Origin of the sequence: Elioraea sp., assembly GCF_051860475.1 — a bacterium.
Classification (GTDB): Bacteria; Pseudomonadota; Alphaproteobacteria; order Acetobacterales; family Acetobacteraceae; genus Elioraea.
Map to the genome: position 1 here is coordinate 1 of NZ_JBHYDW010000086.1, position 19,240 is coordinate 19,240.

General features: G+C 70.8%; 21 protein-coding genes and 1 tRNA gene. 9 read left to right on the forward strand and 13 right to left on the reverse strand.

Features of this window, described 5'->3' with window-relative positions; genetic code table 11:
• Together ACTIFU_RS14910 and ACTIFU_RS14915 are read left to right on the forward strand one after the other, a co-directional pair.
• The coding region (locus tag ACTIFU_RS14910) for an NAD(P)/FAD-dependent oxidoreductase (protein ID WP_439579108.1) at nt 1–657 on the forward strand (657 nt) is incomplete at its 5' end.
• A 170-nt stretch (nt 658–827) separates the two neighbouring features.
• Nucleotides 828–1,733 carry an AEC family transporter gene (locus ACTIFU_RS14915; RefSeq protein ID WP_439579109.1) on the forward strand — a complete coding sequence of 302 codons (906 nt, stop codon included), beginning with the start codon at nt 828–830 and terminating at the stop codon, nt 1,731–1,733.
• Here the strand turns inward: ACTIFU_RS14915 and ppa are convergent.
• Nucleotides 1,724–2,278 (reverse strand): inorganic diphosphatase, encoded by a 555-nt coding sequence (ppa, locus tag ACTIFU_RS14920; RefSeq protein ID WP_439579110.1) that lies wholly within the window; start codon nt 2,276–2,278, stop codon nt 1,724–1,726. The genes ACTIFU_RS14915 and ppa overlap by 10 nt on opposite strands.
• A gap of 69 nt (nt 2,279–2,347) precedes the next feature.
• Nucleotides 2,348–3,070, reverse strand: coding sequence for a hypothetical protein (locus ACTIFU_RS14925; RefSeq protein ID WP_439579111.1), 723 nt, complete (start codon nt 3,068–3,070; stop codon nt 2,348–2,350).
• A gap of 144 nt (nt 3,071–3,214) precedes the next feature.
• Between ACTIFU_RS14925 and ACTIFU_RS14930 the strand changes: the two genes are divergently transcribed.
• From ACTIFU_RS14930 to ACTIFU_RS14950, 5 genes are all read left to right on the forward strand, one after another.
• Nucleotides 3,215–4,390, forward strand: coding sequence for an E22 family MetX-like putative esterase (locus tag ACTIFU_RS14930; RefSeq protein ID WP_439579112.1), 1,176 nt, complete (start codon nt 3,215–3,217; stop codon nt 4,388–4,390).
• 49 nt (nt 4,391–4,439) lie between these two features.
• Nucleotides 4,440–4,512: transfer RNA gene (locus tag ACTIFU_RS14935), tRNA-Ile, on the forward strand.
• A gap of 132 nt (nt 4,513–4,644) precedes the next feature.
• The gene (locus tag ACTIFU_RS14940; RefSeq protein WP_439579113.1) at nt 4,645–5,169 is read left to right on the forward strand and encodes a methanogen output domain 1-containing protein; all 525 of its coding nucleotides are present in this window, start codon (nt 4,645–4,647) and stop codon (nt 5,167–5,169) included.
• The gene (locus ACTIFU_RS14945; protein ID WP_439579114.1) at nt 5,162–7,102 is read left to right on the forward strand and encodes a PAS domain S-box protein; all 1,941 of its coding nucleotides are present in this window, start codon (nt 5,162–5,164) and stop codon (nt 7,100–7,102) included. The genes ACTIFU_RS14940 and ACTIFU_RS14945 overlap by 8 nt, the downstream gene beginning before the upstream one ends.
• Before the next feature lie 97 nt (nt 7,103–7,199).
• The gene (locus ACTIFU_RS14950; protein WP_439579115.1) at nt 7,200–7,475 is read left to right on the forward strand and encodes a hypothetical protein; all 276 of its coding nucleotides are present in this window, start codon (nt 7,200–7,202) and stop codon (nt 7,473–7,475) included.
• A 3-nt stretch (nt 7,476–7,478) separates the two neighbouring features.
• Here the strand turns inward: ACTIFU_RS14950 and ACTIFU_RS14955 are convergent, their stop codons facing one another.
• From ACTIFU_RS14955 to ACTIFU_RS14985, 7 genes are all read right to left on the reverse strand, one after another.
• Complete coding sequence (locus ACTIFU_RS14955; RefSeq protein WP_439579116.1) at nt 7,479–8,495, reverse strand: branched-chain amino acid ABC transporter permease; 1,017 nt, start codon at nt 8,493–8,495, stop codon at nt 7,479–7,481.
• Nucleotides 8,492–9,349, reverse strand: a complete 858-nt coding sequence (locus tag ACTIFU_RS14960) for a branched-chain amino acid ABC transporter permease (protein ID WP_439579117.1) — start codon at nt 9,347–9,349, stop codon at nt 8,492–8,494. Before ACTIFU_RS14960 ends, ACTIFU_RS14955 begins: the two co-directional genes overlap by 4 nt.
• Nucleotides 9,350–9,365: 16 nt before the next feature.
• Nucleotides 9,366–10,085: an ABC transporter ATP-binding protein gene (locus ACTIFU_RS14965; RefSeq protein ID WP_439579118.1), complete on the reverse strand. Its 720-nt coding sequence runs from the start codon at nt 10,083–10,085 to the stop codon at nt 9,366–9,368.
• Complete coding sequence (locus tag ACTIFU_RS14970; protein ID WP_439579119.1) at nt 10,082–10,834, reverse strand: ABC transporter ATP-binding protein; 753 nt, start codon at nt 10,832–10,834, stop codon at nt 10,082–10,084. Before ACTIFU_RS14970 ends, ACTIFU_RS14965 begins: the two co-directional genes overlap by 4 nt.
• A 54-nt stretch (nt 10,835–10,888) precedes the next feature.
• Complete coding sequence (locus tag ACTIFU_RS14975) at nt 10,889–12,193, reverse strand: ABC transporter substrate-binding protein (RefSeq protein ID WP_439579120.1); 1,305 nt, start codon at nt 12,191–12,193, stop codon at nt 10,889–10,891.
• A 100-nt stretch (nt 12,194–12,293) separates the two neighbouring features.
• Nucleotides 12,294–13,457, reverse strand: a complete 1,164-nt coding sequence (locus tag ACTIFU_RS14980) for an amidohydrolase/deacetylase family metallohydrolase (RefSeq protein ID WP_439579121.1) — start codon at nt 13,455–13,457, stop codon at nt 12,294–12,296.
• A 144-nt stretch (nt 13,458–13,601) separates the two neighbouring features.
• On the reverse strand, nt 13,602–13,805 hold the full coding sequence (locus ACTIFU_RS14985; protein WP_439579122.1) for a dodecin family protein: 204 nt from the start codon (nt 13,803–13,805) through the stop codon (nt 13,602–13,604).
• A gap of 163 nt (nt 13,806–13,968) precedes the next feature.
• Between ACTIFU_RS14985 and ACTIFU_RS14990 the strand changes: the two genes are divergently transcribed.
• Nucleotides 13,969–14,157, forward strand: coding sequence for a hypothetical protein (locus ACTIFU_RS14990; RefSeq protein ID WP_439579123.1), 189 nt, complete (start codon nt 13,969–13,971; stop codon nt 14,155–14,157).
• A gap of 15 nt (nt 14,158–14,172) precedes the next feature.
• Here the strand turns inward: ACTIFU_RS14990 and ACTIFU_RS14995 are convergent, their stop codons facing one another.
• Nucleotides 14,173–15,564: an FAD-binding oxidoreductase gene (locus ACTIFU_RS14995; protein ID WP_439579124.1), complete on the reverse strand. Its 1,392-nt coding sequence runs from the start codon at nt 15,562–15,564 to the stop codon at nt 14,173–14,175.
• 163 nt (nt 15,565–15,727) lie between these two features.
• Between ACTIFU_RS14995 and ACTIFU_RS15000 the strand changes: the two genes are divergently transcribed.
• Nucleotides 15,728–16,696 carry a LysR substrate-binding domain-containing protein gene (locus ACTIFU_RS15000; RefSeq protein ID WP_439579125.1) on the forward strand — a complete coding sequence of 323 codons (969 nt, stop codon included), beginning with the start codon at nt 15,728–15,730 and terminating at the stop codon, nt 16,694–16,696.
• Between the two features lies 1 nt (nt 16,697).
• Here the strand turns inward: ACTIFU_RS15000 and chrA are convergent, their stop codons facing one another.
• The 3 genes from chrA to ACTIFU_RS15015 all read right to left on the reverse strand — a co-directional run bounded on the left by chrA (nt 16,698) and on the right by ACTIFU_RS15015 (nt 19,155).
• The gene (gene chrA, locus ACTIFU_RS15005; protein ID WP_439579126.1) at nt 16,698–18,050 is read right to left on the reverse strand and encodes a chromate efflux transporter; all 1,353 of its coding nucleotides are present in this window, start codon (nt 18,048–18,050) and stop codon (nt 16,698–16,700) included.
• On the reverse strand, nt 18,047–18,835 hold the full coding sequence (locus ACTIFU_RS15010) for a chromate resistance protein ChrB domain-containing protein (RefSeq protein WP_439579127.1): 789 nt from the start codon (nt 18,833–18,835) through the stop codon (nt 18,047–18,049). The genes chrA and ACTIFU_RS15010 overlap by 4 nt, the downstream gene beginning before the upstream one ends.
• 125 nt (nt 18,836–18,960) lie before the next feature.
• Nucleotides 18,961–19,155, reverse strand: a complete 195-nt coding sequence (locus ACTIFU_RS15015) for a hypothetical protein (RefSeq protein ID WP_439579128.1) — start codon at nt 19,153–19,155, stop codon at nt 18,961–18,963.
• Between the last annotated feature and the right edge of the window lie 85 nt (nt 19,156–19,240).

Genomic DNA, 19,240 nt, shown 5'->3' on the forward strand with positions numbered 1-19,240 from the left:
GGCTATCTGCGCATGCTGCGCGCGCGGGGCGGCACGATCGCGACCGAGGCGCGCGCGGAGGCGATCGAGCGGCGGAACGGCGCGTGGCACGTGACCACGCCGGCGGGCGTGTTCGCCGCGCCGATCGTGGTGAACGCCGCCGGCGCCTGGGGCGACGCGGTCGCACGGCTGGCCGGCGTGGCACCGCTCGGGCTCACGCCGATGCGGCGCACGGCGCTGCTGGTCGATGCGCCGGCCGGGCACGATCCCGCAGCGTGGCCGCTGCTCGGCGATGCCGACCACACCTGGTACGCGCGCCCCGAGGCGCGGCGGAAGATCATGCTGAGCCCGGCGGACGAGACGCCGATGCCCCCCTGCGACGTGCAGCCCGACGAGCTCGACCTCGCACTCGCGATCGACCGCGCGCAGGCCGCGCTCGACCTGCCGGTGACGCGGATCGAGCATCGCTGGGCAGGACTGCGCACCTTCACGCCCGACCGCTCGCTGGCCGTCGGCTGGGCGCTGGGCGCGGAGGGCTTCCTGTGGATGGTCGGCCAGGGCGGCTACGGCATCCAGACCGCGCCGGCGGCCGCGCGGCTCGCGGCCGAGATCGCGCTCGGCCGCACGCCGACGCTCGCGGACGCCGCGCGGCGCTGCGACCCGGCGCGGTTCGCGTAGCGGCGACCGACGCGCCGGGCCCGAGACCCTCCGCTCGGCGGTCCCAGCAGGACGCGGCCTCGGGTCGTTCACGGAACGGACGCTCTTCGGAACGGACGTGCCTGGCCGCCTTCCCCGCAGCCCGGCAGCCCGCCCCTTTCGCGCACGCGCTCCGAGGCTACCCTGCGGGTGTGCTCCCGCTCCCGATCCTCCTCCCCTTCTTCGCCCTGATCGCGCTCGGCTACGCGCTCGGCCGCTTCCCGTTGGCCGCACCCGCGGCCCAGAACGGCCTGCGCATCTTCGTCCTCTACGCCGCGCTTCCCGCGTTCATCTTCCGCTTCGTGGTCGAGGCCGCCACCCCGCCGCCCGCCGCGCTGCTCGCGCCCGTGGCCTTCGCGCTGGCGATGCTTGCCACCGCCGCGACCGCCGCGGCGCTCACTCCGACGCGCTCGCGCGCGCTCGCCGCCATGGGCTCGATCAGCGCGAATGTCGGCTACATGGGCCTGCCGGCGATCGCGGTCTCGCCGCTCGGAGCCGATCCGGCCGCGAGCGGTGCGGCGATCGCGATCCTGGTCATCGACGTGCTCGGCACGATGAACGCCAACATGCTGCTGCTCACGCGCGGCGGCGTCCGCGCGGGCGCGGCGGCGATGCTGCGCGCGCCCCTTGTCTGGGCGATGCTCACCGGCCTCACCGTGCGGTTCTCCGGCATCGCGCTGCCGCAACCCGCGCTGAGCCTGGTCGCGATGCTCGCCGGCGGCGCCGTGCCGGGTGCGCTGATCAGCCTCGGCGCGGCGCTGGCCGTCGGCGGCGGCGCGCTGACGCCCGCGCGGCTGCGCCCCGTCCGCGTGGCCCTGCCCGGCAAGCTCATCCTGCACCCGGCGCTGGCCTGGCTCGCCGCCGCCGCGCTCGGCCTGCCGCCCGGCGCCGCGGCCTCGACGGTGCTGATGGCCGCGACGCCGACCAGCCTCGGCTACTTCCTGATCGCCGGCGCCGGCGGACAGGACATCCGCGCCGCTGCCGCGCTCTGCCTCTGGACCACCGTGCTCAGCCTGCCGACGCTCGCGGCCTGGAGTGCGGCGCTGACCTACGCGTAGTGCGGCTTCGCGTCCTTCGCGTCCTCGGCGCGGCGGATGCTCTGAAGGATCAGCCGCTCGGCCACGTCGGGGCCGCCCCAATCGCCGAGCGTCACCTCCTTGCCCTTCTCCAGATCCTTGTAGTGCTTGAAGAAGTGGGCGATCTGTTCGATCAGGATCGTCGGCAGGTCGGTGTAGCTGCGGATGCCGGAATAGAACGGATGGAGCGTGTCCACCGGCACGGCCAGCACCTTCTCGTCGGCGCCGGCCTCGTCGCGCATCTGCAACACACCCACGGGCCGCGACCGCACGATGCAGCCCGGCACCAGCACGGCCTGGGTGACGATCATCACGTCCATCGGATCGCCGTCCTCGGCCAGCGTGTGCGGGATGAAGCCGTAATTGCCGGGGTAGTACATCGCGGTGTGCAGGAAGCGGTCGACCATCAGCGCGCCGCTGTCCTTGTCGAGCTCGTACTTCACCGGCACCCCGCCCTGCGGGATCTCGACGATCACGTTCACGTCCTGCGGCGGGTTGCGGCCGATCGCGATGCGGCTGATGTCCACGGGGCAAGGCTCCTCGATGGCGGCGCAGCGACCTTAGCGATCCGGCGTCGGCCGCGCCAAGTCCGGCCGTCACGTCGGCGGGACGAACGCCTGGGTGAAAAGCCGCTGGGCGCCGGAGACGGTGAACACAAGGTCGCTTGCCATCACACCCACCCAGGCCAGCACGCCGCCCAGGAACGGGCGCCGAAGCCCGGGCGCGACCAGACGTGCGGCACGGCCGAAGGCGATCGCGGGAAGGACCACGGCAGCGACAACGAGCGCGAGCGCGCCGGCGTTCATGGCGATGCCCGGCGCGGCCTCGATCAACCCGGATGACGGGTCGACCGAGCTGACGGACGTGGCGGCCACCTTCAATCCCACCCAGCCCGAGACGACGCGCCAGACCACGAAGACGAGATAGATCCCGAGTGTCGCAGCCGCCACCTCGCGCCACTGAGCCACACGGCCGGACAGCCGGATCAGCAGCCAGACGAACAGCGCGATCAGGGCGAGCGTCACGGCCATCGACAGGATTTGCGCCACGCCTGGCAAGGGCAGGGCGCCCGCGGCTTCGCGCACCGCTGCGATCTCGCCGGCCAGCGGCGCCACCGCCGATGCCGCGCCGATCCGCTGCATGATCGCGCCGTAGATCCAGTAGCCCGCGGCCGAGAGCGCGGCGGCACGAAGCAGATGGGCATCAAGCCGCTTGTCGTCCGCCCGGCCGTTGGCCAGCACCAGATCCGTCGGCATGCGTGCCAGCAGGGCATCGCGCAGGATCGCCAGCCACGTCCGAAGCTCGCCGATGCCGATCACGGGTCCCGAAACCATCCGTTCCGCGGGCGTCAAGACTGCGCGGACCGGCGGGGCGGCGTCAATGCGCCCTGCGCCGCGCTTGCGCCGTCTCCGGGACGGTGGGCATGATCGCCGCATCCGGCTGTCCCGAGGAGGAAACAACGCATGCTCCGGCGCCGCCTGCTGGCGTTCGCGGCCCTGCTGCCGCTCACGCTGCCTGTCGCCGCCCAGATCCAGGGCGAGCTGATCGTCACCAAGCAGAGCTTCGAGATCCCGTCCTTCACCACCCGCGCCGGCGCCACCGTGCCGAACCTGCGCATCGGCTATCAGACCGCGGGCAGGCTGAACGCCGCCGGCGACAACGCGGTGCTGATCGCGCATTTCTTCTCCGGCAACAGCCACGCCTTCGGCCGCTACGGCGCCGGGCAGACAGCAGGCTACTGGGACGCGATCATCGGCCCCGGCAAGCCGATCGACACCGACCGGTACTTCGTCGTCTCGGCCGACACGCCGGTGAACCTGAACACCGGCGACCGCAACACCATCACCACCGGCCCCGCGACCGTGAACCCCGCGACCGGCCGGCCCTGGGGAATGGCCTTCCCGGTGCTGTCGATGCGCGACTTCGTCGAGACGCAGAAGGCGCTGCTCGACCATCTCGGGGTGCGGCGCCTCGCTCTCGTCGCCGGCGCCTCGGGCGGCGCGCTCCAGACCATCGAATGGGCGGTGGCCTATCCTGAGATGGTGGCGCGCGCGATGCCGGTGATCGGCACCGACCGGGTCGACGCCTGGCTGATCGGCTGGCTCGACATCTGGGCCGCTCCCATCCGGCTCGATCCGAACTGGAAAGGCGGCGACTACTACGGCGGCCCGGCGCCGGTCGCGGGGCTGGCCGAGGCGCTGAAGATCGTCACGCATCACGCGCGCGACTGGCCCTGGGCCGACACGATCGGCGTGAAGCCCGCCGAGGGGCAGGATCCGCGCCGGTCGGTCACGGAACGCTTCGCGATCGAGAAGTGGCTCGACGATGCGGCCATGGGGCGCGCGCGCATCTCGGATGCGAACCACTTCCTCTACCTGATCCGCGCAAACCAGCTCTTCCTGAAGGAGTACGAGAGCCCCGAGGCCGCGCTCGCCCGCTCCCGCGCCCGCTGGCTGGTGGTGCCGAGTGTGTCCGACCGGGTGTTCCCGATCGAGCACAACCGCCGCCTGGCGGCGACGCTGAAGGAGCAGGGCCGGCAGGTTGAGCTGGTCGAGCTCTCGGGCCCGCTCGGGCACCTGGAGGGCGTGGTGTCGATCGCCAAGGCGGGCGAGGCGATCCGCCGGCTGATGGCGGACTGATCCGGGGACTTGCGCGCCCCCTCCCTGCCCCGCATCACTGGGCGCGGTGGGGCCGGTAGCTCAACGGTCAGAGCGGGCCGCTCATAACGGCTTGGTTGCGGGTTCGAGTCCTGCCCGGCCCACCGGATCCGGCCTGGCGTCTGTGTCGCCGTGCGAGACATCACGCGCGAACGGGCGTATGGTTTCAACCTGCGCGGGAGAGAGAGGCAGAGATCGGGTCTTCGCCAGACCCTCGACAAAGGAGACGCGCCGCCATGTCCGCCCCTGTCGCCGCCAACGTTGCCGTCCCGCTCGACCGCGACATCTTCCTGCGCACCCTGATCCGCCACCTCGCCGGCACGCTCGAGGACGTCGTCGGCCTGACGGACGCCGAAGGCTTCATCAGCGTCGTCGGCGCGGGCATCGGCGAGCAGATCGACGGCCAGTACCGCGCGGCCCTGGCGACGTCCCGCCTCGACCGGACCCAGGTGCGCGACGTCCTGGTCGACCTCAAGCGCCGGATCGAGGGCGAGTTCTACGTGATCGAGGAGTCGGAGGACCGGATCGTTCTGGGCAACCGCGCCTGCCCGTTCGGCGACGCGGTGCTCGGAAGGCCGTCGATGTGCATGATGACCTCCAACGTGTTCGGCTTCATCGCCGCCGAGAACCTCGGCTACGCCAAGGTGGAGCTCCAGGAGGCAATCGCGCGCGGGCATCCAGGGTGCCGGGTGGTGGTGCATCTGAAGCCGGCAGACGTGGAGGGACGCGAGTATTTCAGGCGGGCCGCTGCCGGTGCCTGAGGCCTGGTTCCGCGAGATCACCGCCGCCGACCCGACGCCGAGCCTGCTGGTCCGGCCCGACGGCACGGTGGTGGCCACGAACCCGGCGGCCGACCGTCTTCTGGCCCTTCAGCCGGGCGATGACCTCGCGACGCTCGCCTCCCCCCATCCCGGCGCGTTCCTGACCCGGTGCTCGGGCAGCCGGGAGGGCTATTTCACCGGCCTCGCCTTGCCGCTCCGCAGCGGCGAGCGCGGCTCGTTCCGCTGCGACGGCGCCCTGCTGGCGATGCCCGAGCCGCGGGCACAGCAGCTGGTGATCCTCCGGCTGCGCGACCGGCACGCCAAGTCAGGGGGGTTCGCCGCGCTCGGTGCCAAGATCAGCGAACTGCACGGCGAGATCAGGCGGCACGAGCGGACAGGGCAGCTGCTGAACGCGGTGATCGAGACCGCGGTGGACGGCGTGATCCTGAGCGACGCCCACGGCACCGTGCTGGTGTTCAACCCGGCCTGCGAGAAGCTGTTCGGCTACCGCGCCGAGGAGGTGGTCGGGCGGAACGTGCGAATGCTGATGCCGTCGCCGTTCCGCGACGAGCACGACGGCTACCTCGGCAACTACCACCGCACGGGGAAGAAGCGGATCATCGGCATCGGCCGCGAGGTGGTCGGCCAGCGCAAGGACGGCACCACCTTTCCGATGGATCTCTCCGTCGGCGAGACGAGGCAGGACGAGGAGCGGATCTTCGTCGGCATCATCCATGACCTGACGGCCCGCAAGCGCATGGAGGAGCAGCTTATCCAGGCGCAGAAGATGGAGGCGGTCGGCCAGCTGTCGGGCGGGATCGCGCACGACTTCAACAACCTGCTGACCGTCATCATCGGCAGTGCGGAGACGCTGACCGACCGGCTCAAGGCGCGTCCCGACCTGCAGCACTACACCGAGCTGATCCAGCGCGCCGGCGACCGCGGCGCCGAGCTGACCAGGCGGCTGCTCGCGTTCAGCCGCCGCCAGATGCTGCGCCCGGCCGAGATCGACTGCAACGCGCTGCTGGAGTCGATAGGGACCCTGCTGCGCCGGACCTTGCGCGAGGATGTCGAGCTCCGGATGCAGTTCGATCCGGAACTCTGGCGCGCGATCGCCGATGCCGGGCAGCTCGAATCCGCCGTGCTGAACCTGGCGCTGAACGCTCAGGACGCTATGCTCGACGGGGGGCGGATCACGATCACCACCGCCAATACCCCGCTCGACGAGCGCTATGCCGACTCGCATCTGGAGGTGAAGGCCGGACCCTATGTCATGATCGCCGTCACGGATGACGGGCACGGCATGCCGCCCGAGGTGATCGAACGCGCGTTCGAGCCGTTCTTCACCACCAAGGAGGTCGGCAAGGGCAGCGGCCTCGGCCTCAGCATGGTCTACGGCTTCGTCAAGCAGTCGAACGGCCATGTATCGATCTACAGCGAGCCCGGGCTCGGCACGACGGTGCGGATCTATCTGCCCGCGTCCCGAACAATCGAGGAGGGACGATCGCCGGCGGACGAGCGGGACGAGGGGAACGACCTCATGCCCGTCGGCCGCGAGACGGTGCTCGTGGTCGAGGACGACGCCTTCGTGCGCGCCTATGCGATCGCCAGCCTGACGAGCCTCGGCTACCACGTCGTGCCGGCGATGGACGGACCCGAGGCGCTCGGGATGCTGCAGAACGGCAAGCCGGTCGATCTGCTGTTCACCGACATCGTCATGCCGGGCGGGATGAATGGCTGGGAGTTGGCTGCGCGCGCGCAGCGCCTGCGGCCCGGGCTTCGGGTGCTGCTGACCTCCGGCTATGCGGTCGAGACGCTCGCCGTGCGCGGGCGCGGACACATGGAGATGCTGCTGCTCGACAAGCCCTACCGGAAGGCGGAACTTGCCCGGCGCGTGCGCGAGGCGCTGGCTGCCCGGCCGCTGCCGGAATAGCCGCGCCATCCACACGGCGCCACGCTGCGGTCACGCCATGACCATCGCGCTGCCTTGTGCGTCGGCCACGGTCCGTCCGTCGGCACAGGAGGGTCCCATGCGCCTCGCAACCTCGCTGCTGGGTCTGGTGATCGCAGCCGGGCTCGCCGCACCGGCGACGGCCGGCAGCCAGTCCTCCAACACCTCGAGCAACTGCTCGAACGGCATCTGCACGCGCACCGACACGCTGGTGATCGAGGATCGCCACGGACGGCGCGGCTGGACGCGCACGGATGTCTGGGACGAGCGGCCGCGGCGCGGCTACGGCTATGCCCCGCCGCCGCGCCATCGGCACGGGCCGCGCCAGCCGGAGATCTGGCTCCGCCTCTGGTAGGGACTACTGCGCCGGCACGCGGCGGGGCGCCGGCTGGGGCGGCCCGCCCGCGCGCCAGCGCCGCCAGGCCGCGAGAGCGAACCCGCTGATTCCCTGCGGCATGTAGATGATGAACAGCACCAGCAGCAGGCCATAGATCGTGCCGTCCAGCCCGTGCACATCATGCCCGACCGTCACGCGCAGGCTCTCGGCGAGCAGCAGCGTGATCACCGCGCCGACCGTCGGGCCGAGCTGGACGTACATGCCCCCGGCGATCACCGCGAACACGATCTGCAGCGAGATGCCGATGCCCGAGACCGTCTCCGGATTGATGTAGAGCTGGTACTGCGCATAGAGCGCGCCGCCGAGCGCGGTCATCGCCGCGCTCAGCATGGTGATCGCGAGCTTGGCGCGTGTCACGTTCACGCCGATCGAGGCGGCCGCGTCCTCGTCCTCCGAGGCGGCCTCGAGCGCGTAGCGCAGCATCGAGCGGTCCACCATGCGCCAGATCCAGAGCCCGCCGAGCCACACCAGCAGTGCCAGGTAGAAGAACGTCCCGCGCTCACCGAACTGGAGCGCATAGAGCGAGGTGCCGCCCGGCACGCCTTCAACAGTCATGCCGAGCGACCCGCCGGTGTGCTCGCGCAGCGCGACGATGGTCAGCCGCACCACCTCGCCGAGGGCGAGCGTGACGAGCGCGAAGTAGTGGCCGACGATGCGGAACCGGAAGCACGGATAGCCGATCACCAGCGCGAGCGCGACCGCGACCACGAGCGCGATCGGGATGCCGAGCCAGGGCGTCAGCCCGACGGTCGTCCACAGCAGCGTGGCCACATAGGCACCGACGCCGAGGAACGCGCCATGGCCGAGCGAGACCATGCCGAACCGTCCCATCACCGACCACGAGGTGTAGATGAAGCCCCAGATCAGGATGTTGATCAGCAGGTGCAGATGGTAGTTGCCGATCCCCGTCCAGGGCACGGAAGCGAGCACCGCGACCCCGATCACGGGCACGAGCGGCAGGGCGCGGGCCTGGCTCATCGGCTGAACAGCCCCTGCGGCTTGATGAACATCATGACGATGAAGAAGGCGAAGGCGAGCACGTAGCCCCACTCGATCTGCAGGTAGAACCCGCCGACCGAGATGAACTGCGCGAACACGAAGGCGGCGATGAACCCGCCCGCCATGTTGCCCAGGCCCCCGAGCACGCAGATCATGAAGGTGATCGGCCCGAAACTGAGCCCGATCGCCGGATGCACGTCGTATTGCAGCGCGAGCAGGGACGCTGCCACGCCGGCCATGCCGCCGCCGATCGCCGAGGTGGTCAGGTAGATCTTCCGCGGGTTCACCCCCATGAGCGGCATGATCTCGCGGTCCTGGCTGATCGCGCGGATCGCCGTGCCGAGATAGGTCCGCGTCAGGAACAGCCACAGTACCAGCACGCCGGCGAGCGCGGTGCCGAAGGCGAGGATGCGCGCGAAGCTGAAGAACATCTCGCCGAACTCGACGATCGGCATGCGCAGGCCGAGATTGCGGAACTCGATGCCGAAGGCGAGCGTGGCGGCGGCCTGGAGGAAGAACAGCACGCCGCCGGTCACCAGAAGCTGGTTGATCGGCGCGGTGCCGAGCACGGGGCGGATCACCAGCTGGTGCAGCAGCACGCCGGCCACCGAGACGATCGCGATCGCGATCGGGATCGCGATCACCAGCGGCACGCCGTAGAACGCGTAGAGCCACCAGATCGCGTACATGCCGATCATCACCAACTCGGCGTAGCAGATCCAGACGACGTCGATCACGCCGAACACCAGGTTGAGTCCCAGCGCCAGCAGCGCCAGCACACCGCCGAGCAGCACGCCGTTGATCACGGCCTCGACCAGGAAGATGTCGAACACGCGGGCCCTCCTCGCCTCAGATCCCGAGATAGGACTGGCGGATCTCGTCGGACGCGAGCAGCTCGGCGGCGCTCCCCGAGCGGCGGATGCCGCCGACCTCCAGCAGATAGGCGCGGTCCGCCACCCGCAGCACCTGCTGCACGTTCTGCTCGACGATCAGCACGGTGTAGCCCTCGGCGCGGATGCGCTCGACCAGGCGGAACACCTGCTGCACGATCACCGGCGCGAGCCCCGCCGAGGGCTCGTCCATCAGCAACAGCTTGGGCCCGCTCATCAGCGCCCGCCCGATCGCGCACATCTGCTGCTCGCCGCCCGAGAGCGTGCCGGCGAGCTGGCCGCGACGCTCGCGCATGCGCGGAAACAGCTCGTAGACGAACTCGAGCCGTTCGCGGAACTTCGCCCGCGCCGAGGGCACATAGGCGCCCATGCGCAGGTTCTCCTCCACCGTCAGGCGCGGGAACAGGCGGCGGTTCTCCGGCACATGGGCGATGCCGAGCTCGACCACCTTGTCCGGCGCCATCGGCCCCAGCAGCGTGCCGGTCATGCGGATCTCGCCGGAGGTCGCGGGGATCAGCTTGGAGATCACGCGCAAGAGCGTGGTCTTGCCCGCGCCGTTCGGGCCGATCACCGCCACCGCCTCGCCGGCCTTCACCTCCAGGCTCACGTCGAACAGCGCGCGGAAGCTGCCATAGCCGGCGGAGACGTTGCGCACCTCCAGCATCGTCTCGCCGCTCATGCCGCGCTCTCCTCGCCGAAGGCGATGCGCTCGGTGCCGAGATAGATCTCGATCACGCGCGGATCGGCGGCGACCTCGCGCGGCAGCCCCTCAGAGATCTTCTCGCCGTGATCCAGCACGATCACCCGGTCCACCACGCGCATGAGCACACCCATGATGTGCTCGACCCAGATGATGGTGATCCCCTTGTCGCGGCGGATGCGCCCGAGCATATCGGCCGCCTGGTCCATCTCGGACTCGTCGAGCCCGCCTAAGCTCTCATCGGCGAGCAGCAGGCGCGGCTGGGTCGCGAGCGCGCGGGCGAGTTCCAGCTTCTTCAAGCCGGCGGCGCCAAGGCTTGCGACCTCGGCGCGCGGGTCGGTCGGCAGGCCCACCAGGGCGAGCGCCTCCTCGGCCTGGGCGTGGGTTCGCGCGCGCGGCACATCCTCGCGCTGGCCGAAATACGCCGCGGTGACGACGTTCTCCAGGATCGTGAGCTTGCGGAACGGCCGGGGGATCTGGAAGGTGCGGCCGATGCCGCGGTGGCACACCTCCACCGGCTTGAGCCCGCCGATCTCCTCGCCCTCGAATCGGATCGAACCTTCGGACGGGCGCAGCATCCCGGCGATCATGTTGAAGGTGGTGGACTTGCCCGAACCGTTCGGGCCGATCAGGCCGAGGATCTCGCCCTGTTCGAGGCCGAAGGAGACGCGGCTGACGGCTGTGAAGCCGCCGAACCGGCGCGTCAGGTCGGTGACGGTCAGCATCATGCCGGGAACGGAGATGCGGGCGCGGCGGAATGTACGACCGCCGCGCCCAGGGTCTCAGCGGGCCGCGTAGGGATGGTTCGCGGGCAGCGGGATCACCGGGTCGACGGTGCGCAACGCGCGCGGCCAGACGATCTTGGTTTCGCCGCCGATGTACTGCATCACCACCGGCGTGGAGCGCGCGTTCTGCCCCGCCAACGGGTGGCCGGGCGGATTGAAGCGCACGCCGTAGCCCTGGATCGTGCCGCCCTCGGGGATGTCGGTCTCGAGGGCCGCCTTGCGCAGCGCCTCGGGATCGATCCCGCCATGGGTGCGGATCGCGCGCGGCAGCACGTCGGTCAGAAAGATCCAGGTCTGGTTGAAGCCCATCGAGGTGTGCGGCGGCACCTCCTGCGCGTTCGTCTCGGCCTTGTAGCGGCGCACCATCTCGGCGGTGAGGTCGCCGAGCCCGGGCGCGAGCGACGTCGGGTCGAGCAGCTGGGCGGCCACCGGATCGACGTTGAAGATGAAATCGGCGTCGCGGCCGAAGCTCGCGACCAGCCGGTCGATCTGGCCGTAGCCCGCGCCGTGGCCGATCAGCGCGCGCCAGCGCAGGCCGAGCTCGCGCGACTGGCGCAGGAACAGCGTGATGTCGGGGTTGTAGCCGGTGTGCAGAATGACGTCCGGCCGCTCGCGGCGGAGCTTGGTCACGAGCGAGGAGAGGTCGGGCGCGGTCGCCGCGTAGCCCTCCTTGAGCACGACATTCATGCCGAGCTCCTTGCACTTCGCCTCGTTGCCCGAGGCCACGCCGGCGCCGTACGGCCCGTCCTCGTAGATGATCGCGACGCGGACATCCTGCGGCCGCTTGCCGAGCTTCTCCTGCGCGACCTCGTTGATGAAGGTGCACGAGGCCTCGCCGAACTGGTCGGAGTGCACCTGGGCGCGGAACACGTATTCCAGGTTGCGGTCGCGGAACACGGCGGAGGCGACGCAGACATTCGCCCACATGAAGCGCTTCTGCGCGTTCACGCGCTGCGCCATCGGCACGCAATGCGCGCTCGAATAGACGCCCATGATGAGGTCGACCCGCTCCTGCTCCATCAGGCGCGTCGCCTCGTTGATCGCCACCTCGGTGCGCGACTGCGCGTCGGCGTAGATCGCGTTGATGCGGTGGCCCTCGACGCCGCCGCGCTCATTGATCATGTCGATCGCGATCTTGGTGCCGATCGCCGAGGCGAGCGAGCCGCCGCCGGCGAAGGGCCCGGTGTAGTCGAAGATCACGCCGATCTTGATTTCCCTGGGCTGGGCCACGGCCGACGCCGTCAGCGCGACGGCCGCAACGGCCGCAAGCGCCCCCCGCCGGAGATAGCGCTCTCCCACCATGCCATATCCTCCCCGTTGCCTTGCGGGACGGGATTCGTCCCGGCTTGGCGGCATGTTCGGGTGCGGCTCGCGCGCTTGTCAATCACGACGAGCGCGGAGGCTAGCCTCGCGCGAAGGAGAGCCCCTCGCGCGCGTGCCACCACCTGCCGCCCAGCACCACGGCGTCGGAGACGATCCGCTTGTCGCCTTCGAGGTGCTCGCCGACCACATCGACGTAGTCGAAGCGCCCCTCCTGCACCGACAGGATGGTCGCGTCGCCCGGGCTGCCCAGACGGAGGCTGCCGAGCTCCGACCGCTTCAGCGCCATCGCCGCGTTGACCGTGCTCGCACGGATCACCTCCGGCAACGGGACGCCGAGGCAGAGGAACTTCGACAGCGTGGTCACCTGGTCGAAGGCGGGCCCGTCGATGCAGAGCACGTGCACGTCCGAGGAGATCGTGTCGGGCATGAAGCCGTTCGCCAGCATGGCGCGGGCGGTACGGAACGCGAACGAGCCCTTGCCGTGGCCGATGTCGAAGAGCACGCCGCGCTCGCGCGCCGCCAGCACCACCTGTTTCACCCGGCCCTGCGGCGTGACCGGCGCATTCGGGAAGGGACGGAAGGCGTGGGTCAGCACGTCGCCCGGCCGCAGCCGCTCGACGACCTCCTCGTAGGAGGGCGGCGGATGGTCGATATGCGCCATCAGCGGCATCCCGACCTCCTCCGCGACCTGCAAGGCGATGTCGAGGGGTGCGGTGCCGGAGGTGCCGGAGGCGTGCTTGCCGACGCGCACCTTGATGCCGACGATCACGTCGCGATTGGCATCCGCCACCGCGACCGCGTCGATCGGGTTCATCAGCCGCATCTCCTCGCTCTCGCCGACCATGACGCGCTCGGAGAAGCCGTAGATGCCGGCGTGCGAGACGTGCAGATAGGCGAGGATGCGCGCCTGGCTCCGCTCGATCACGTGCTTGCGGAAGCCCATGAAGTTGCCGGGTCCCGCGCTGCCGGTGTCCACCGCGGTGGTCACACCGGAGGACCGGCAGAACTCGTCGGCGTCGATGCCGAGCGAGGTGCCGTGCACATAGACATGGGTATGCAGATCGATCAGCCCCGGCGTGACGATGTGGCCGGCGACGTTGCGCAGCTCCGCCCCCGGCGAGGGCGTGATCGAGGGTGCCACCCGCGCGACCTTGCCGCCGGCGAAGGCGACATCGGCCACCGCGTCGAGGTTCTGCGACGGGTCGATCACGCGTCCGCCGGTGAGGATGAGGTCGAAGTCCATCGGGCGCGGTCTCCCTGGGTGCGTGCGCTGTGCGGGGGCACGCAACGGGTAGCGGATGATCGCCGCCGCGACCATCCCCTGCCGTGCGACGTTCCGGCGCGGTGTGGGCGGCGCCGGGATGCGGCGCCACCCGGAGCCCGCGAGTCAGCCCTCGAGAATGAAGGTGAGGTCCATCGTCACGCGGTACTCGGCGATCTTGCCGTTGGCCACACTCGCCTTCTGGTCGATCACGTGCAGGCCGGTGATGCCGCGCAACGTCTTGCTCGCGCGGGTCAGCCCCTCGCGCACGGCCGCCTCGAAGCTCTCCGACGAGGCCGCGGTGATCCTGGACACGCTGGCGACTGCCATGGCCGTCCTCCCTTGCGGTTGGCCGACGCGGAACATCCCGGTCGGCGCAACGACGATAGCGCGCAACGGGCGGCGGAGGTGAGTCAAGGCTGGACGGGTATGCCAGCAGGCGGAGCCCCAGCCCGAGAGCCGCACAGATCCCGAGCGTGCGGAACATGCCGAGGTGGAACACGAACAGTGCGGCGAAGCCGACCGCGGCGACGATCGCCGCGCGCAGGTCGATCTCGTCGAGTTCACGCTGCTGAAGGCGTATCTGAACGCCGGGCGGCTCGACGACGTGCAGCGTCTGCTGCGCGAGCGGCGCGCCGGCGCGATCGTGATGCCGATCGCGGGCCTGCCCGCCCTGCACTGAGCGGAGGCCAGCCTGTCAGCCGGAAGGCAGGATGTTCTGATTGGCGCGGAACAGGTTGGTCGGGTCGTACTTCGCCTTCAGCGCCGCGAGCCGCGCGTAGTTCGCACCGAACGCCGCGCGGATGCGCTCCTCGCCCTCCTCGCCGAGATTGTTCAGGTACACCCCGCCGGTGGCGAAGGGCCGCATCGCCTCCCAGATGCCACGTGCCCAGGCGATATTGCGCGCATCCACCGCCGGGTCCTCCCAGATCGCGATCGGGATGCAGTCCCAGGCGGCGTCGCGGTTGGCATAAGCCGTTGCGTCCGCCGGCACACGCGCGATCGCGCCGCCGACCTGCTGGAGCCCGAGCTTTGACGTCGGCGAGGGAACCTCGGCGAAGCGCTCCATCAGCACGTCGATCGCCGCATCCGGCAGATCGTTCAGGAAGTGCGACTTCCAGTAGTAGCGCCGCCCGCGCGGGAACATCCCGTCGGCCGCGCATTGCAGCGCCGTGTAGGCGATCGGCCCGACGGCATCCTGCATTGGCTTCGGGTCCATCTCGCGCAGCGGCCTGAGCGCCTGCTCGCCCTCCGCGATCGGCCCGGCATAGCAGGCGGAGATCGCGAACACCGGCGCGCCGGCGGGGCCGGTGAGCAGCACGCCGAGCGCATCCACCGCATCCGGCGCGGCGAGGCAGAATTGCGCGTAGCGGCGCATCGCCTCGCGCGCATCCGCCCAGCCCCAGATCAAGAGCCCGCCCAGCACGGTCGGCCCCAGCGGATGCAGCCGGTACGTGAACTCCGTCACGACACCGAAATTGCCGCCGCCGCCGCGCAGGCCCCAGAGCAGATCGGGGTTCTCCTCGGCGCTCGCACGCACGATCCGCCCGTCGGCCAGCACCACCTCGGCCGCCAGCAGGTTGTCGCAGGCGAGCCCATGCTTGCGTCCGAGCCGGCCGAGCCCGCCGCCCAGCGTCAGGCCGGCGATGCCGGTGTCGCTGTTCACGCCCATGGTGGTGGCAAGCCCGTGCGCCTGCGTCGCGGCGTCGAACTCGCCGAGCAGCAACCCTGGCTCGGCGCGCGCGATGCGTCGGCCACGATCGACCTCGACGCGCTTCATCGGCGAGAGATCGATCATCAGCCCGCCATCGCAGGAGCTCTGCCCGGCGATGCTGTGCCCGCCGGCGCGCACCGCGACCGGCAGCCCGGCTTCGCGGGCGAACCGCACCGCCGCGGCGACATCGGCGGCGCTCGCGCAGCGCGCGATCGCCGCCGGCCGCTTGTCCACCATGCCGTTCCAGAGCCGGCGGACCTGATCGTAGTCGGCATCGTCGGGCCGCATGAGCGTGCCACGAAGCTGCGTCCGCAGCCAGTCGAGGGTGCCTGGCAGCGACGCTGGAACCGGGTCGAGAGACACCGCAGGTGTCATGCCCTGCATGGCGATCGTCCTCCGCATCCCGACCGGTGCGAGACCCCGGCGTCTCCGGTCGTCGGGTGGACCTCCCGCCGAGGATGCTGCCGCTCGGACGGATCGCCAAGCAAATGCGGAGTTTTCATCGCGTGGATGAACTAGATTCAGCTATGCTGCGCTCATGCGGAGACAACTGCCGCCGCTCACCGCGTTGCGGGCGTTCGAGGCCGCCGCCCGCCACCTGAGCTTCGCGGCGGCAGCGGCCGAACTCGGCGTGACGCCGACCGCGATCAGCCACCAGATCCGCGAACTGGAACTGGCCTGCGGACAGGCGCTGTTTCGCCGCCGGCCGCGCCCGCTGGTGCTCACCGAGGCCGGGCAGCGCCTGTTTCCCGTGCTGCGCGCGGGCCTCGACGACTTCGCGGCCGCGGTCGCCGCGCTGCGCGAAGCGGAGCCCCGAGAGACGCTCAGACTGACCACGACCAATGCTTTCGCGCATCTCTGGCTCGTGCCGCGACTGGCGGAGTGGCGGAAGCGACGGCCGGACATCACGCTCGAGATCATCGGCACCGATGCGCAGCTGGATCTGCGTGCCGGCGAGGCCGACCTCGCGATCCGTTACGCGCGCACGGCACCGCCCGGCCTCGTCACACGCGAGATCCTGCGCGACCGGCACTGGCCGATCTGCAGTCCCTCGCTGCTGCCGGGCGGCACGCCCGCCCGCCGCCCGAGCGAACTGCTGCGCCTCACCCTGATCCACATGACCTGGGGGGCGTGGCTCGCCGAGCCGCCGGACTGGAGCCATTGGCTGGCGGCCGCCCGGCGCATCGAGCCTGGCCTGGCGTCGGCCGGTCACGCGGGCGCGCTCTCGTTCCGCGAGGAGTTGCATGCGTACGAGGCTCTGCTCGCCGGTCAGGGGATCGCGATCTACAGTGACCTCCTGGCCGCGCGCGCCCTGGCGAGCGGCCGGCTGGTGAAGGCCTTCGACCTCTCGCTGCTCGGGCTCGGTTTCCTCCTCACCCATGTTCCGGACCATCGAAAGCAGGCGGCGATCGCGGCCTTCTCGGCGTGGATCGAGGAAGCAGCCGCGGCCACGCCGCCCGAGCGGCGCGGTGCCGCAGGCGCCGGAAACGCGTCGGCCAGCACCTGAGCTACGTCGCGAGTCGTAGCGCCAGCCCCAGCCCGGCGCAGATCCCGAGCGTGCGGAACATGCCGAGGTGGAACACGAACAGCGCGGCGAAGCCCACGGCCGCGACGATCGCCGCGCGCGGATCGAGGCTCGACAGCACTGGCGCCGGCAGATCGACCGGCCCGGCCTGCCAGCGCCCGACCTCGCCGAACAGCACCGGTACCGCAACGACGAGGGCGAGATTCGCGATCACGCCGACCACCGCGGCGGTGATGGCGGCGAGCGCCGAGGCGAGCTCGCGCCGCGCCGCGATCCGCTCAACCGACGGCCCGCCGAGGAAGATCCAGGCGAAGGAGGGCGCGAAGGTGACGAACACAGAGAGCGCGCCGCCGGCGACGCCGGCCCAGAGCCCGGCCTCGCGGAAGGCGGCGAGGTGGGCGACGAACTGCAGCACCAGGATGGTCGGGCCCGGGGTCGTTTCGGCGAGCGCGAGCCCGTCCACCATCTCGCCGGCGCTGATCCAGCCATGGAGATTGACCGCGTCCTGTGCGACCCAGGCGAGCACGGCATAGGCGCCGCCGAAGGTCACCACCGCCATCTTGGCGAAGAACAGCGCGATGTCGCCGAACACGCCGCCCGCGAGCGCGAAGGCGCCGACGGTCGCGAGCCAGACCGCCAGGGCAACAAGGCCCGCTTGCCGTGCGGTCGCCGCGCGCACCTGGCGCAACGCGGCCGAGGCCGGATCGTCCAACAGGCGATCGATCGCGCCCGATGCCGGGCCCGAGCCGGCCTTGCCGTGACCCATCGCGGCGAACCACGGCAGACCTGCGAGTCCGGCGCCGAATCCGATCGCGCCGGCGCCGAGCACCACCAGCGGGAACGGCCCGTGCAGCGCGAACAGGGCGAGGAACGCGGCAACCGCCAGCGCCACCGCCACGGGACCGTGCAGCGCGCGACGGGCGATCTTCCACAGCGCCTCGGCGATGATCGCGAGCACGGCACCCTTCAGGCCGAAGAACAGCGCCTCGATCAGCGTCACCTGGCCGTAGAGCCCGTAGATCGCGGCGAGCAGCGCCATCAGCACGGCCCCCGGCAGCACGAACAGCACGCCGGCGACGAGCCCGCCCGCGACCCCGTGCATCAGCCAGCCGAGATAGGTGGCGAGCTGCTGCGCCTCCGGCCCCGGCAGCAGCGTGCAGTAGTTGAGCGCGTTGAGATAGCGCCGCTCGCCGACCCAGCGGCGCTCGTCCACCACCATCCGGTGCATCATCGCGATCTGGCCCGGCGCGCCGCCGAACGAGAGCAGGCCGACGACCAGCCAGAGCCGTGCCGCCTCGCCAAAGGAGGGCAGCGCCGGCGCCTCTGTGCGGGTCATGCCTTCGGCGACCATCCGTGGGTCTCCTCCTGCAGGTCCCGGCACCAGAGATAGAGCGCGTCATAGAGCGCGACGCCGTGCCGCAGCATGGCATGATCGTCGTGCGCGAACAGCGCCGATAGGCCGAGCGATGCGGCGAACAGCCCGGCCGCGGCCGGGTGAAGATGGTACGTGGCCGTATCAGCGCCGCGCACCATCAGCGCGAGCCTGGCCAGCGCCGGATCCGCGAGCCCCTTGTCCTCGATCAGCGTGTCGAAGGTGCAGCCCGCGCCGCGATGGGTGAAGACCACGTTCTCGACGTCGAACGGTGTCGCGCCGGCCGCCTCGGCGACCGGGGCGACCTCGCGCGTCGGCACGAACAGGAACCGCGCGTCGGGATCGAGGACGCGTCGGATCAGCCACGGGCAGGCGAGCCGGTCGATCTTCGGCCGCTCGCGCGTCACCCAGAGCGTGGGCGGGGTCTTCGGCGCGAGCGGCAGACCGGCAGCACGCCAGCCCTCGATGCCGCCGGCGAGGATGCGCGCGTCGAACCCGCCGGCGCGCAGGGTGGCAGCGACACCCTGGCTCACCTCGTGGCCGTGCACGCAGTACGCAACGACCGGACGGTGCGGCTCGAGCGTGCCGGCCCAGCTCGCGACCGCCTCGGGATCGCGATGGATCGCGCCCGGGATGGTGTCGGCCGCCTCGCGCCAGCGCTCCTCGCGCCGGACGTCGAGCAGCGTGGGCGGCGGGAAGCGCCGCAGCAGCGGCAACAGGGATTCAGGGGTGATGGTGACGGATGCCATTCGTGCAAGCCCTCCATGACCGGCCGCGCGGGCCGGCGTGAAGGCAGGGCTTGGACGGGGACCGTCTGACGGGGAGCCTGCGTCGTCCCCGTGGCGGCGCAGAGATCACATCGCGGGGCCGAGGGTCAAGCGGTTTGTTTCGCCGCCCCGTCGATCAGGACGGCGAAGGACGACGACGGCTCGGCGCCGGCGAGGAACGACGCGTCCCCGCCGCGGAGCGCGCGCGCCCCCGCGACCGTCGCCGTCATCGCGTGGCGGTAGAGCGCGGCCCCGAGCGAGATCCGCTTCACCCCGGCCGCGAACAAATCGGCGAAGGGCACGAGGCCGCTCCTAGGCCGCGTGGACAAAGTTCACGAGGGGGATTCCCCCGACGCGGCTGAGTGTGATTCGAGGCTGATCTTCATG